This window comes from Pantoea sp. X85 (assembly GCF_029623675.1).
Lineage (GTDB): Bacteria > Pseudomonadota > Gammaproteobacteria > Enterobacterales > Enterobacteriaceae > Pantoea > Pantoea leporis.
Map to the genome: position 1 here is coordinate 57,881 of NZ_CP121109.1, position 13,646 is coordinate 71,526.

The window sequence follows — 13,646 nt, forward strand, 5'->3', positions numbered from 1 at the left end:
TATTCACATTCTCAATAATCCACACCGCGAGTAAGCTTAACAAAACCTTTATAGAGCCGAATGAGCAAACGGGAGAGCAAAATGGCAGTGAAGATGATTGCGGTGGATATGGATGGCACTTTTCTCGATGACAACAAACAATACAATGCGCAGCGCTTTGCGCGTCAGTATGCGTTGCTGAAAGAGAAGGGCATTCGTTTCGTGGTCGCCAGCGGCAATCAGTATTATCAGTTGCTGCGCTACTTTCCTGATATCAAAGACGAGATCGCTTTTGTTGCGGAAAACGGCGCCTGGGTTTCTGACAGCAATGAAGAGATCTTCTGCGGCGAACTGGCGCAGGAGCGCGTGCATCAAATTCTTGACATCCTCGCCAAAGAGCCGGACATCAGCACCGTGGTCTGTGGCCGCAACGGCGCGTACGTGCACACCTCAATGTCCGACGAAGTGATTGCCATGTTGGCGAATCACTATCATCGTCTGGAAAAGCGCGACAATCTCTACGATATCGACGACACCATCTTTAAGTTCTCGCTGAATCTGGCGCATGAAGGCGTTGATGCCTTGATGGAACGTCTGCACGCTGAGTTGGGCGCGATTGAAAACATCATGCATCCGGTTTCCAGTGGTTTTGGGTTTGTGGATTTGATCATTCCCGGCTGCCACAAAGCGCATGGCATCGCGCTGCTGCAGGAAAAATGGGGCATCGATGATTGTGAAGTGGTGGCGATAGGCGACAGCGCCAATGACATCGAAATGCTGCGTCAGGCGTGCTATAGCTTCTCAATGGCGAACGCCGCCGCGCCAGTCAGCGCCGTGTCGCGTTACAGAACCGAAAGCAACAATGACGAAGGCGCGCTTAACGTGATCGCCCGCATTCTGGCGCGCGAAGTGCCGTTTGGCTGATGTTATTGATGCGGAGCGTCATTGCAGGCAATGACGCTCAAGCAGAATGGTAGTTGTTAATTCATCTCACTTACTAGTACCCGTCATATACCTCATTGAGAAAGGGTTATAACGCATAAACCCGCCTGATTTGTCAAAAGTGACCAATGTTGTCGCTCTAATCTTTCCTTTATATATAAGACAATAAAGTATTATTGGAGTTGAATCCGAAATTTACTGATAAAATAAAAGCATTATAATGCAATGGTTTGAGGGCTTTTTTACCTTCAACACATCTTGCGATAACTTCACTTGTCTTATAAATGGGTAGGAAAATTCCCTCGAATTAACTTATTACTCTGTTTTTATAAGTTCATCCAGTTGAAAAAATAATGATTACAATTGAAAGGCAATTTAATACTCGATGCTGACTCGATTAACTGAGTGTTTTTTTCTTTTAATTTAAAAGTAATTAAATAATGGTTACAGCTTTAATTATGCTTTGATAAGCTGAGATTAACTTTTAGATCGCAGAGGATTGATTTTAATCTTAAGAGGATATCTTTATTCAATCTTATGCATTAATATTCAACGCAAGGAGTGCACGAGTTATGTCATCTCCATTTAACTTTATAATAAGAATTCGTGTTTATATGTTTTTCATCCTTCTTTGCTTTATTGGAGGCACAACATGGGCATTGCAAAAGCTTGGGCTAAATAATAGCCTTCCATTGTGGTCAGCAGGGATGCGGTTTTTGATTGCAAGTGTAATTATTATTTTTTATTTGATTTTAAGTAAAAGAATTTATATTAATTACGCCGTTTTCAGTCTTGCTGCAGCTAACGGCCTGTTTTATTTTTCGATTCCATTTGGAACAGTTTATTGGGCATCAACATATATACCTAGTGGATTGGTAGCTGTTTTAGCTTCTGGAATTAGCGTATATGCACTGCTTCTAAACCATTTCTTACGCGGAAAGCCAGCAACTGGAAGGCAATTATCAGGTGTTTTCTTTGCCATCATAGGTGTATGTGTGGTTTTTGGTGAAGGAGCATCTTTACCGGGCAATGAAAAAAGTATAATTGCTATGTTAGCAGTGTTAGGAGCTATGGGGAGTTCAGCCGCTATAACGCTCAAAGTTCAAAAGCATATTAAAACTCTTCCACTTCTTAATTTTGTTGCATTTTCCATGCTGAGTGGTGGTTTTTTACTCTTGATTACGAGCTTAATAATTGAAAGTGGTAACCGTTTCTTTTATGGGGAGAGCTTAGGAGCGCTCCTTTATTTAGCAGTAATAGGATCAGTATTAGGATTTACGCTTAATATTACTTTGCTTAAACATTGGCATATTTCTAAAGCTACATCTCATTTATTCATCTCCCCAGTTATTGCATTGTATATGGGCTTCATACTTCTTGATGAAAATATTACCACGACTGTGATTATAGGCACCGCGGTTGTTGTTCTCGGAGTAATGTTAATCGTTTTGCCAAAACGCGAAAAGGAAACTCTTAATGTCAACTCTACAAAAAAACCTGGCCATAATCTGTCAGAATAGAAAGCTACCATTTGTGTTTGAAGAAGCTAAGGCAATGGGTGTCGAAATTACATTTTTTTATAACGATAATGAGTCTCCACCGCCGGAAATTCCCGGTGTTGTGAGAAGCATTGCTTTACCATTGTTTGAAGATGAAGATAAAGCACTAAATATAGTCATGTTAGAAAATAAAGTGCGCCGAATTGATGGTGTTTTAACACTATTTGAACCGGCGTTAGATTTCGCCGCTAAAATTGCTAACAGGTTGGGATTACCTTTCTTACCTGAATTCGTAGTAGAGCAATGTAGAAACAAAAATATGACTCGGCGCGTTCTGTATGATAACGGATTAAATACACCCTCCTTTATCGAAATAAAAGAAGAAAAATACCCAGACATTGACCAAATTAAATTTCCGCTTGTAGTGAAGCCTACTAATGGCTTTTCCAGTCAGGGTGTTACCCGAGCTAACAACCCTGATGAATTGAGAAATGCTATTGATAAAGTATGGGAAATTAACCGCACGCAATTGAAAGATTTCATCTATGACAAGGGTGGTGTTTTACTTGAGTCATTTATCGATGGGCCGGAGTTCGCAATCGAAACATTTTCGCATCGTGGTGAGGTGACAGTGCTCTCAATCGGCGATAAAGGTAATGGCAAAGGTCCATACTTTGAAGAAGGTGTTTATATCGCACCTGCTGATATTGATGAGAAACTGCGAGATGAAATCGTAGATGAAGTTAGACGTGCAGTTAAGGCGCTAGGAATTAATGAGGGACCAGCACATGTGGAACTGCGTATTGACCAAAAGCAAGTGCCTTTTGTTATAGAAGTCGCACCACGCGTGGGTGGATCCGGAATATCACATTATATTGTGAAAGCAAGCACGGATATAAACTTCCTGCAGTTGGTTATTTGCCACGCTTTGGGTATGGAATTTTCCCAAAAAATGGGGGCATTAGTAAAACCGATATCTACTGCCGGAAATTATATTATTCCTGTGCAGGGGGATGGAATCTTTGTCGAGATTGATGGATTAGCAAATGCCCGTGAGAAATCTGAGGTGGAATATGTTTTTGAATTTATGGAGCCTGGGCATAAAGTTCTTCCATACCCTCATTTTTCAGGTTACCCAGGATTTATTTTAACACGTCATACTGACCATGAAGCTTGTGAATCTTTTTATAACGATTTGCAAAAAAATCTAAAAATAAAATATTTATAGATTCCATAGTTAAGGAGAATGATATGGATCATAAAATAATAATTCACACTTTGGGGCTAGAAGGAACTAATTGTGAGAAAGCAGGTTATCTTTGGCTGGAAAGTAAGAAGGTTTATGGTGATGCTCAGCTTTATTCAACTCTTGAGGATGCTCTCATTGAAGTCAGGAAGAATTCACATGATCTATTATTAGGATGTGCCGTCTATCCAGACTTACATAAAATTGTATTTGAGAACTTAGACTTTTTAGAAATTCAGGATAGTTTTGTAATGCCAACATGGAACATGGTATTAGCAAAAAATCATCGTAGTTCGTCAAATATGGAACAATTTACAATTGTTTGTCATCCAGCGCCATCCCATCTCGCGTATACATACAGCCAGGATGTTCGTTTTGTATCAAGTAATGTACAGGCAGCGCTGGAGTGTGTTAGTGGGAAGGCTTCCGCGTGTATAACAACATTAAAAGCTGCACAAGATAATAATTTAAAGGTCATTCAAGACTTTGGTGAAGTGCCAATGTGTTTCACTCTTCATGGTCATAGACGCTAAGGAGTATTTTTATGGAATGGGTTAAGGATAAGGTTATTATTGAATTATGTCCTCGAATACATGAGTTCAATAAATTGCAAAGTGCTACAGGCGCGGTAGTATGTAACATAGATAAAGCTGAGTATTTGCTGGATGAAATTATAGGTTTGGCTGGTGAGATATTGTCTGCTCTGAAGCAATCCGATTATGCCCTACAATTGAATACCGACCTTCGTGAATGGAAAAGAGCTGGATTAAATACTGTACCATGTTTTAAACGGTCATTAGATAGCTATGAACCACCTGTAGATGGCGGCAAAACTTTTTACCTGGCTACAATCATTACACCTAATAGTCATAAAGAAAAAGGATATTGGCTGGAGTGCTTTTTGGCTCAACGAAAACAACCCGATGTCTTGCTGCCAATTATGTCTGATTTACCACATCCACAAAATGTCAGCCAAACAATGCACCTGATTGCTTCGTCTTCTGGTTTCAGTGTTGGACACTGCTTAGTCTTCTTTCCAGAAAACGTTAAAACAAAAAATAGGGTTGTTAAACAACATTTTGCGATGTTCTTTTTTAATAAATTTCATGCTATCTATCAAAAAGACACATTGCGTAGAGTAGAATCATTATTGGAGTTTGAAGGGAAATCATCTCATTTACTAAGCGCAGAAAATTGCTATGCAGCGCGCTCGGCATGGGGATACTTGCACGACTATTATCACCACTGCGGACCCCGTCCTTTTAATACAAATATTCACGTTAAAATGAATTTTGGGTAGGTGTTTTAGAAGAAATAAAAGTTGATTGCCAAACCATTATTAGAGTGCAACAGCAGCACTATCCTTGGTGGCGAGAAGTGACCGAGTTTATTTTATTTGAGAGGTTGGTCCGTTACCCTGCTCAACACGATGCGACGAGTAATTTTGATGCGGCAACTGGGGTTTTATTGTTCTCCTGGCTTAAACGCCGAGGGCACGGTATTAGCATTTGCGATTCTTCTGGCAAAGCTATAATGGATTTTGAAAAGTGTTTGACTGGCTTGCATGCCCTTGTTAAGGAAATAGAAGGGCTTGAAGAGATCGAGGATGATGCAACTTACAAGCAAGAAGTTGAAAGTTTTGTAATGAATGAACTGGAGCCAGGTAATCTGAATGATCGATATATTATCCCTGATGATTATCTTATTCATGATATGAATATGAAAGTTAACATACCAATTCTCTTTTTTTAACCACCCTATATTTTTGAAATTTTTGATAATTAAAGTAGACATAAGCGCACCAATCAAGGTGCGCTACTCATTCTTTTAAACCTTATGCAAAGTACCCGCCTTCACGCATATCCTGCAATAACCCTGGCCCGCTCGGCTGCCAGTTAAACGTCTGACGCGTCCACGCGCTGGATGACGGATTATCAGTAGACGCGAAAAATGCCATCCAGCCTAACCACGCTTTTGCTTCTTCCAGCGTCAGGCTTTTCACCGGCAGTGATAATCCGGTGCTGATGGTTTCGGCAATCTGCCGGAATGGCACCCCTTCTTCCTGCACTGCATGCAGAATCGCGCCCGGCTCAGCTTTTTCAGCCGCGAGGCAAAACAGTTCAGCGGCATCATCGCGATGCACCGCGGGCCAGCGATTCTCACCCTCGCCGACATACACCGCTGCGCCTTTTTCCTTCGCCATATTGATGATCATCGGAATAAATCCGTGATCGCCTGCGCCATGTACGGTTGGCGGTAAACGCACCAGCGCCACGCGCACACCGCTGTCGGCCAGCGCCAGCGCGGCGACGTTGGAGTTGGAACGTGGATGCGCCCCCGCTGCCGGTTGAATCTGTTCGGTGGCGAGACGTCCCGGCGATACCAGCGCGGTGCCGGTGGTGACAATCAGCGGGCGATCTGAACCTGCCAATACGTCACCCATCGCCAGAATCGCGCGTTGGTCGACCTCGGCGGCATGATCCATGCGGCTGAAATCATGAATATATCCTGCGTGGATCACGCCATCGCTCTGTTCGACCGCCTTACGCAGGCCGTCGAGATCTTGCAGATCGCCGCGAATTACCTGCACACCTTGTTGCTGAAGTTTTTCTGCGGAAACTTCGCTGCGCGCCAGACCTTGCACCTGATAACCGCGCGCCTGCAGTTTTTTTACAATGGCGGAACCGATAAAGCCGCTCGCCCCGGTCACAAAAATTCGCATATTGGTGCTCCACTTTTTCAAAGTTGAAGCACTATCATAAAAGTCTGCAACGCGACGAAAAGTCGTGAGCTTATACAGGTATACGCACTAACAGGGTAAAGGTATGACTTCCCAAGATGATAACCAGCTCGGCAACTATCTGCGTGAACGTCGCCAGCGGCTGGATGCGGCGAAACTTGGTTACACCTTACTTCGTCGCCGCACGCCGGGCCTGCGCCGGGAAGAAGTGGCGGTGCGCGCGTGTGTCAGCACTACCTGGTATACGTGGCTGGAGCAGGGCAGAGGCGGCGCGCCATCGGAAGAAGTATTGGAACGCTTAGCCCGCGCATTAGAGCTGAGCGCCGCCGAGCGCGATCATCTGTTTTTGCTGGCGCAAAATCGTCTGCCTGGCGTGACATGGCAGGCGGGCGTGGATGTTTCGCCATCGCTGCAGCGCGTGCTCGACAGCATGGAGAACACGCCAGCGCTGGTCAAAACCGCAGAGTGGCAAGTGGTGGCGTGGAACCGTGCGGCAACCAAAGTGTTTGTCGATTACGCTGAACTGCCGCCTGCGCAGCGCAATATCCTGCTGATGATGTTTCGTAACGAGGAGATGAAAAAGCGTCTGCCGGACTGGCATAAAGTGACACGCGGCATGGTGGCCAACTTTCGCGCAGATGTGGCGCGCACCGGCGCCAGCGAGCATGTGCGCGCGCTGGTGGAGGAGCTGTGCGAGATGAGCGACACCTTCCGCCAGCTGTGGCAATCACAGGAAGTGAGTCAGCATGGCGAAGGTATTAAACAGCTGTGGCTGCCGGACGAAGGCGTGCTTGAGCTGGAATACAGCACCTTTGCGGTTGAAGGTAAACCGGGTTTGAGCCTGGTGGTGTTTAATCCGCGTCAGCAGCACGATCGGGAATGTGTGGCGCGGCTGATGGCGCGTCCGTAGCGGCGCGAAAGTGGGCTTCCATCTCATCCAGCGCCGCCTGATTCTCCAGCCCCCATTGATACATCTGCTCGATCGGTGCCGCGAACGTCATGCCGAGCGGTGTTAGGCGATAATCGACTTTCGGCGGCACCACATCATAAACGTGACGCGCAATCAGCCCGCGCTGCTCCAGCTCTTTCAACGTCTGAAACAGCATCTTCTTCGAAATTCCCTGCAGGCTGCGCTGCAGCTCGCCGGTGCGCGCGCGATGGTTAGGCCAATGATAGAGCGCATGCAGAACCATGCTGCTCCATTTCACCGAAAACAGATCCATTAACCGTCGCGGCGGCGAATCCGCATAAAAAAACAGTTTACCGTCTACCATCGCGGGCATAGTTCTCGTCTCCTGAATGGTTACCAAAAGGTAACTACTATCAATTTTGCACCATGTTCACTATAGTCTGCCGCCTTCAGCTAGCCAAAGCCAACTCATTTCGGAGGCCCTATGAAAATCAATGCATTAGTCGCGCACGACGCGGCACAACCGCTCTCTTCAGGCCAGATTGCATTGCGACCGCTGCAACAGCAGGATGTCAAAATTGAAATTCTGTATTGCGGTGTGTGCCATTCGGATCTGCACATGGCCCGTAACGAATGGGCGGTCAGCCGCTATCCGCTGGTGCCGGGACATGAAATTGTCGGACGCGTTGTTGAAACCGGCGCGGACGTAACGAATTTCAAAGCCGGCGATGTGGTTGGCGTCGGCGTGATGGTCGATTCCTGCCGCGAATGCCATTTCTGTCAGCAGCAAGAAGAGCAGTATTGTGAATCCGGCTTTGTGGCGACCTATAACGGCATCGACAAATACACCGGCGACAGCACGTGGGGCGGCTATGCGCAGAATGTGGTGGTCGATCAGCACTTTGTGGTGTCCGTACCGCAAACCTTGCCACTGGCTGGCGTTGCACCGCTGCTGTGTGCAGGCGTTACCGTATGGTCGCCGCTGCGTCACTTTAACGTAAAAGCCGGCGATAAAGTCGGCGTAGTCGGTTTGGGCGGATTAGGGCATATGGCAGTTAAGCTGGCAAGCGCAATGGGCGCGGAAGTCACGCTTTTCACCACTTCACCCGGCAAAGGTGAAGATGCGCTGCGCTTGGGTGCGACGCGCGTGGTGGTTTCACGTGACGCCGGGCAGATGGCCGCCGCGCAAACTTCACTGGATTTCATCGTAGACTGCGTCTCGGCTCCGCACGATCTCGATCCTTACCTTGCCACGCTGAAAACCAACGGTCGCCTGGTGCTGGTGGGTATCCCGGAGCAACCGCACCAGTCTCCAAATGTGACGCCGATGGTAAATCGTCGTTTGAGCATTAGCGGCTCATCAATTGGCAGCATTCAGGAAACTCAGGAGATGCTGGATTTCTGCGGCAAGCACAATATCACTGCTGATATTGAAGTGATTGCCGGTCAAGAGATCGAAACAGCCTTCGCGCGCATGTTGAAGGGCGATGTTAAGTATCGTTTCGTTATCGATATGCAAGCGACACGCTGGTAAAGCGTTATTGCCCGCACGTTGTGGCGGGCGATTTCATACTGAAATCGCCTGGGTAAACAAACTCATGCTATTGATATCATTCATTTTAAGTCCCTAATTCGCAGTGTTAGCTCGCCAGAAAAAAAATGGCTCTTATAGTTACAACATACTTTTAGAAAACTACGTAACAACTCGCGGGTTTAACTCTTTTGCGGCCTGCCAGTCGGACAGCAAAATCTGACTTCTACATGCCCAACTGGGGCAATCCATCCGTTCACAACTCACCGCATCAATCATTTCCGCGTACATGGAAAAGTCACTTCCGCTAAAAAACGAATTTCACCTATCTTATTGAAAATAGGTCTTTATTTTTGTGGCATGTAAATTGCTACATTTGGGGCCAATTTTTTAATCGATATCAAACCCATGAAAAAAATCATCACCTTCGGAACCTTCGATGTGTTCCATGTTGGGCACTTACATATCTTACAGCGAGCAAAAACGCTGGGTGACTGGTTAACCGTCGGGGTCTCTTCGGACGCCTTAAACTTCCATAAAAAAGGGCGCAACCCGGTTTACGATGAAAGCGACAGAATGTCGATTATCGCGGGTATTAAATATGTCGATGAAGTGTTTCTTGAAGAATCGCTGGAATTGAAGGCTGACTATATAAAAAAATACAACGCCAATACGCTGGTAATGGGTGATGACTGGAAAGGGAAGTTTGATAAGTTTTCTTCACTGGCTGAAGTCATTTATCTTGAGCGCACGCCTAGTATCTCCACCACGTCTTTAATCGAAATAATAAAGAAGCGCTAATGCCATCAGCCCGCATACAAGGCTATTTTATCGCATCAGCGATAACCTGCGCTGCACGCTCATCGGCTTTGCCGTCATTTAATGCATTGCAATACTCGGATTTTAAAGGGATTTAGTGAACGCGCGGAAATGTTATTTCCATTTGCGGAAAAGATGATGCCTAACATTAATACAGCAATCGTTACGTTCCATGTCGTCGCGGCACGTCACATCCTGCAATCACTTTTTGCACCATCCTGAATAAACATTTCCCGCAACGCTCCGATAACTCCCTTACAAACCATACAAAAATAATTAACGCAGGAGCAGGGAAGATGGGGCTGGTATCCCGATTACGTAATGTGCGCATCACGCGTAAACTGTCGGCAGGATTCGGCATCGTGCTGTTGTTAGTGGCGCTGGCAACCGGATTAAGCGTGCAGCGCTTTAACGCCATTCATGACATCTATCAGAAAACCAACCTGATTTATGACATCAACATTGAAGTGTTCCAGGCCAAAATTAACCGCCTCAAATATCTGTATGGCGATGACAAATCCGGCCAGGTGATGGCAAATTACGTCACGCATGCGCAGCAACTCACCAGCGATGCCAAGCAGCTTTCATGGTCGGAAGGTGCCAGAGCGCGGGTGGATGAACTGGGAACGCACCTCGGCAGTTTCCAGAACAGCATTGGCGCGATGAAGCAAGCCACGCAACAACTCAATAGCCTGCGCTCGCAACTTGATGTTTTAAGCCAGCAAGACATGACTTCGCGCTACACCCAACTGATTCGCACTCCTGTTACTAATCCTGAACTTACCAATCAAATTTACCAGCAGCTGTTCGCTATCAGCAATGTGCGCGAAGAAGCCTGGGCGCTGCGTTTTAACGTCAGCGATGCGCTGCGTAAAACGCTGGAGAATCATTTCCAGCATGCGGATCAAGGCATGAAAGCGCTGCTGGCGCAGTTGCCGCCGGAACAGCAGGGCGAATTCACCGCACTGTGGCAGGACACCGAGAAATTCAAAAACCTGAGTCTGCAAGCGGCGGATGCCTATGGTCAGCTACGTGCGGCGGAAGACACCGTCAAAGTGGCGGGCGACAAGAGCAGTGCAGCGATCAAACAGGTCATTACCATCGTTAAAGCGCGTAACGATGAACTGGCCAACGGCTCGGCGGCAATTTCTCTGCTGATTGGTGGTCTGGCGATTTTGTTCGGCGTGCTGGTGGCGTGGTACATCATTCGTCAGATCACGCGTCCGGTATTCCATAACCTGGAACTGGCGGAGCGCATTGCCAATGGCGATCTCAGCTCGCAGTTTGCCACCGATCGGCATGATGAACTCGGCAAGCTGACTTCGGCGATGGGACGCATGAACGAACGGCTGCGCAGCATGATCGGCGATGTGCTGAGCAGCGTTAGCAGTGTATCGCAGGCGGCCAGCGCTATTAATCAAGGCAATCTCGATTTGTCTTCACGCACCGAACAACAAGCGGCGGCGGTGGTGGAAACCGCTGCCAGCATGGAGCAACTCACCGCCACGGTGAAAAACAACGCCGCCAATGCGCGACAGGCGAGTCAGATTGCGGCGGAAGCCTCGTACAACGCCAATAAAGGCGGCATCGCGGTGCGTGATGTGGTGAACACCATGGGCGAAATTTCTGACAGCTCGAAGAAGATTGCCGATATCACCGCCGTGATTAACAGCATCGCGTTCCAGACCAACATCCTCGCGTTGAACGCGGCGGTAGAAGCCGCGCGTGCCGGCGAGCAGGGACGCGGTTTTGCCGTGGTCGCCAGCGAAGTGCGCAATCTGGCACAACGCAGCGCCGGGGCGGCGAAAGACATCGAACAGTTGATCAATGAATCGGTCGGACGCATCAGCAATGGCCATCAGCAGGTGGCGCGCGCCGGTGAAACCATGGATCAGATTCTCGGCAGCATTGCGCGTGTGAATCAAATTATGGAAGAGATTTCCGCCGCGTCGGATGAACAGAGCCGCGGCATCGAGCAAATAGCCCATGCGGTCGGCGAGCTGGATACCACCACGCAGCAGAACGCCACGCTGGTGAGCGCCTCTTCGCACTCGGCGAACTCCCTGGAAGAGCAGGCGCTGATGCTGGAGCGATTGGTGTCGCAGTTCCGCCTACAAGGTGCTACACGTTAGAAAAACAGCGTGGAAGTAGCTCCAGATTTACTTCCACGGTCTTTCTTTGGGTCAGCTTGCAATACTTTTTTGCGGCCGCAGAAATGCAAGGTAAATATTCTTAAAATAAAGCGATCTGCCGCCGATATTTCCCGTTAAACTGCAATTCTTGTCGTCCTGATACTTTCCCTGCATGAACTACTACTCACCTGACGATAGCCATTTGAAGCGGCGCTCCCAACGCTTCGTCCGCCGCATGTTTATCATGCGTCAGCTCGGCACGATTTTATGTTTTTTCCCGATTCTCTCAGTACTGATGGAGCGGGATCGTGGCCTGGCTTTTAGCGCCCTGTTATTTGTGAATGCGTTTCTCTGGCCGTGGCTGGCTTATCAGCGCGCGCTGCGGGCCGAAGATTCCACCGCTACCGAGCGGCACAACTTAACCCTTGATGCCGCCTTTGGTGGCATTTGGGTAGCGCTGATGGCGCTGAGTCCGCTACCTTCCTTTGTCATCATGGCGGTGCTAGCCTCGGACCGCTATGCAGCGGGCGGTGCTGCCCAGTTGATTGCAGCGATGCAGGCATTTCTCTGCGCCTTTGTGCTGGTATGGCTGGTAGATGGCGCAGGCGTTGATTTGGCGTTCAGCACGCGAACCGTCTGGCTGAGCCTGCCGCTGGCAACCTGCTACATGCTGGTACTCAGCGTCACCTCGTACAATCTCACCTGGCAACTGCGCAAACGCAACCGCGAGCTGGAGCGCATTGCGCTGATGGATCCCGGTCTGGGGATTCCCAATCGTCGCTTGTTTGAACGTCGGCTGGAGAGCGAATTTCTCAGCACGCGTCGTGGCGACAGCGCTGGCTATTTACTGCTCATAGACCTCGATTATTTCAAATCGGTAAACGATACCTGGGGCCACGAAGCGGGGGATTTCCTGCTGGCGGAAATTTCATCGCTGCTGCGAAATCATGTGGGATTGCAGGATATTCCAGCGCGTTTTGGCGGCGATGAGCTAGGCGTGATTGTGCATCATGCCAGCGACGAATCGGTGGTGGCGCTGGCCCAACGTTTGCAGGAAAAGATTGCGCAGGTGCGTTTACCGGTATCGGCGGAGTTTCGTTGTTCGGTAAGTATAGGTATTGCATCGGCAGCGCATGCAGAATCCATACGTCACTGGTTGCGGCATGCCGATGAAGCGCTGTATGAGGTGAAACGCGCCGGACGCAACGGCGTACGCTTGTGGCAACCGTCGCTGGCCGGCGCGGCCTGAATTACACGAACTCGGGTTCGCAGTTCACTGGGAAGTTAAGCGAGTTAGCTATAAAGCAGGCTTCGTGGGCCTGATGATGCAGTTCACGCGCGCGGTCCGCATCCGCCGGATCGCGCAGCGCAATGCGCGGTTTCAACGTTATGTTGGTAAACCGACCGCGCGTGCCCTCAATCATTGTCCCTTCCGCTGCATCTTCATAAGCTTCCACCACAATTCCGGCGTCAGAACACAAATGCAGATACCACAATTTGTGGCATGCCGAGGCCGAAGCCAGCAATAACTCTTCCGGATTCCAGCGCGTCGCATCCCCGCGAAACGCTGGATCGGCGCTCAGCGCTATCGTCTCTTTGCCAGCGGCAATCAGCTCCGCGTTACGACCGTAAGCGGTATAAGATGCGGTGCCGTTGCCGCGGTTGCCGGTCCAGCGCACCGTGACCTGATAATGGTGTTCTTTTGCTGCCATTACTGATGCTCCTTTTAAAATAAACATGACATCAGCAGACTATCAGGAATTGCTGCTACAACGCCTGCGATCGGTGATATCGATTTTCATGAAAGGAAAGGGGCCGTGTAATTTGTTTATAGCGAAAGCTGTTAGG

At 48.4% G+C, this 13,646-nt stretch carries 13 protein-coding genes and 1 pseudogene; 11 read left to right on the plus strand and 3 right to left on the minus strand.

Annotated elements, in window-relative coordinates; translation table 11 throughout:
* Positions 1-81: 81 nt before the first annotated feature.
* The 6 genes and pseudogenes from P6287_RS19980 to P6287_RS20005 form a co-directional block, all read left to right on the plus strand.
* The gene (locus P6287_RS19980; RefSeq protein ID WP_101761208.1) at positions 82-903 is read left to right on the plus strand and encodes a Cof-type HAD-IIB family hydrolase; all 822 of its coding nucleotides are present in this window, start codon (positions 82-84) and stop codon (positions 901-903) included.
* A 590-nt stretch (positions 904-1,493) separates the two neighbouring features.
* Positions 1,494-2,441: an EamA family transporter gene (locus tag P6287_RS19985; RefSeq protein WP_277975181.1), complete on the plus strand. Its 948-nt coding sequence runs from the start codon at positions 1,494-1,496 to the stop codon at positions 2,439-2,441.
* On the plus strand, positions 2,398-3,648 hold the full coding sequence (locus P6287_RS19990) for an ATP-grasp domain-containing protein (RefSeq protein ID WP_277975182.1): 1,251 nt from the start codon (positions 2,398-2,400) through the stop codon (positions 3,646-3,648). The genes P6287_RS19985 and P6287_RS19990 overlap by 44 nt, the downstream gene beginning before the upstream one ends.
* A 23-nt stretch (positions 3,649-3,671) precedes the next feature.
* On the plus strand, positions 3,672-4,199 hold the full coding sequence (locus tag P6287_RS19995; RefSeq protein WP_277975183.1) for a hypothetical protein: 528 nt from the start codon (positions 3,672-3,674) through the stop codon (positions 4,197-4,199).
* An 11-nt stretch (positions 4,200-4,210) separates the two neighbouring features.
* The gene (locus tag P6287_RS20000) at positions 4,211-4,966 is read left to right on the plus strand and encodes a DUF6421 family protein (protein ID WP_277975184.1); all 756 of its coding nucleotides are present in this window, start codon (positions 4,211-4,213) and stop codon (positions 4,964-4,966) included.
* Positions 4,967-4,977: 11 nt separating this feature from the next.
* A pseudogene (locus tag P6287_RS20005) lies at positions 4,978-5,418 on the plus strand (DUF6421 family protein); the annotation flags it as partial.
* Positions 5,419-5,500: 82 nt separating this feature from the next.
* Here the strand turns inward: P6287_RS20005 and P6287_RS20010 are convergent.
* Positions 5,501-6,388: an SDR family oxidoreductase gene (locus P6287_RS20010; protein WP_277975186.1), complete on the minus strand. Its 888-nt coding sequence runs from the start codon at positions 6,386-6,388 to the stop codon at positions 5,501-5,503.
* Between the two features lie 103 nt (positions 6,389-6,491).
* On the opposite strand from P6287_RS20010, the gene P6287_RS20015 reads away from it, so the two are divergent.
* Positions 6,492-7,316 carry a helix-turn-helix transcriptional regulator gene (locus P6287_RS20015; RefSeq protein WP_192414612.1) on the plus strand — a complete coding sequence of 275 codons (825 nt, stop codon included), beginning with the start codon at positions 6,492-6,494 and terminating at the stop codon, positions 7,314-7,316.
* Here P6287_RS20015 and P6287_RS20020 read toward each other — a convergent pair.
* Positions 7,258-7,689, minus strand: coding sequence for a helix-turn-helix domain-containing protein (locus P6287_RS20020; protein WP_192414610.1), 432 nt, complete (start codon positions 7,687-7,689; stop codon positions 7,258-7,260). The genes P6287_RS20015 and P6287_RS20020 overlap by 59 nt on opposite strands.
* Positions 7,690-7,800: 111 nt before the next feature.
* Here P6287_RS20020 and P6287_RS20025 point away from each other — a divergent pair, with 111 nt between their 5' ends.
* From P6287_RS20025 to P6287_RS20040, 4 genes are all read left to right on the plus strand, one after another.
* Positions 7,801-8,850 (plus strand): NAD(P)-dependent alcohol dehydrogenase, encoded by a 1,050-nt coding sequence (locus P6287_RS20025; protein ID WP_192414608.1) that lies wholly within the window; start codon positions 7,801-7,803, stop codon positions 8,848-8,850.
* A gap of 405 nt (positions 8,851-9,255) precedes the next feature.
* Positions 9,256-9,648 carry an adenylyltransferase/cytidyltransferase family protein gene (locus P6287_RS20030; protein WP_277975187.1) on the plus strand — a complete coding sequence of 131 codons (393 nt, stop codon included), beginning with the start codon at positions 9,256-9,258 and terminating at the stop codon, positions 9,646-9,648.
* Positions 9,649-9,962: 314 nt separating this feature from the next.
* On the plus strand, positions 9,963-11,798 hold the full coding sequence (locus tag P6287_RS20035) for a methyl-accepting chemotaxis protein (protein WP_277975188.1): 1,836 nt from the start codon (positions 9,963-9,965) through the stop codon (positions 11,796-11,798).
* A 172-nt stretch (positions 11,799-11,970) separates the two neighbouring features.
* Positions 11,971-13,047: a diguanylate cyclase gene (locus tag P6287_RS20040; RefSeq protein WP_277975189.1), complete on the plus strand. Its 1,077-nt coding sequence runs from the start codon at positions 11,971-11,973 to the stop codon at positions 13,045-13,047.
* Position 13,048: 1 nt separating this feature from the next.
* Here P6287_RS20040 and P6287_RS20045 read toward each other — a convergent pair whose 3' ends face one another.
* On the minus strand, positions 13,049-13,510 hold the full coding sequence (locus tag P6287_RS20045) for an OsmC family protein (protein WP_277975190.1): 462 nt from the start codon (positions 13,508-13,510) through the stop codon (positions 13,049-13,051).
* Between the last annotated feature and the right edge of the window lie 136 nt (positions 13,511-13,646).

Bases quoted from the DNA above. Each gene is read 5' to 3' on its own strand.
- P6287_RS19980 (WP_101761208.1), top strand. From the start codon at position 82: ATGGCAGTGAAGATGATTGCGGTGGATATGGATGGCACTTTTCTCGAT.
- P6287_RS19985 (WP_277975181.1), top strand. From the start codon at position 1,494: ATGTCATCTCCATTTAACTTTATAATAAGAATTCGTGTTTATATGTTT.
- P6287_RS19990 (WP_277975182.1), top strand. From the start codon at position 2,398: ATGTCAACTCTACAAAAAAACCTGGCCATAATCTGTCAGAATAGAAAG.
- P6287_RS19995 (WP_277975183.1), top strand. From the start codon at position 3,672: ATGGATCATAAAATAATAATTCACACTTTGGGGCTAGAAGGAACTAAT.
- P6287_RS20000 (WP_277975184.1), top strand. From the start codon at position 4,211: ATGGAATGGGTTAAGGATAAGGTTATTATTGAATTATGTCCTCGAATA.
- P6287_RS20010 (WP_277975186.1), bottom strand. From the start codon at position 6,388: ATGCGAATTTTTGTGACCGGGGCGAGCGGCTTTATCGGTTCCGCCATT.
- P6287_RS20015 (WP_192414612.1), top strand. From the start codon at position 6,492: ATGACTTCCCAAGATGATAACCAGCTCGGCAACTATCTGCGTGAACGT.
- P6287_RS20020 (WP_192414610.1), bottom strand. From the start codon at position 7,689: ATGCCCGCGATGGTAGACGGTAAACTGTTTTTTTATGCGGATTCGCCG.
- P6287_RS20025 (WP_192414608.1), top strand. From the start codon at position 7,801: ATGAAAATCAATGCATTAGTCGCGCACGACGCGGCACAACCGCTCTCT.
- P6287_RS20030 (WP_277975187.1), top strand. From the start codon at position 9,256: ATGAAAAAAATCATCACCTTCGGAACCTTCGATGTGTTCCATGTTGGG.
- P6287_RS20035 (WP_277975188.1), top strand. From the start codon at position 9,963: ATGGGGCTGGTATCCCGATTACGTAATGTGCGCATCACGCGTAAACTG.
- P6287_RS20040 (WP_277975189.1), top strand. From the start codon at position 11,971: ATGAACTACTACTCACCTGACGATAGCCATTTGAAGCGGCGCTCCCAA.
- P6287_RS20045 (WP_277975190.1), bottom strand. From the start codon at position 13,510: ATGGCAGCAAAAGAACACCATTATCAGGTCACGGTGCGCTGGACCGGC.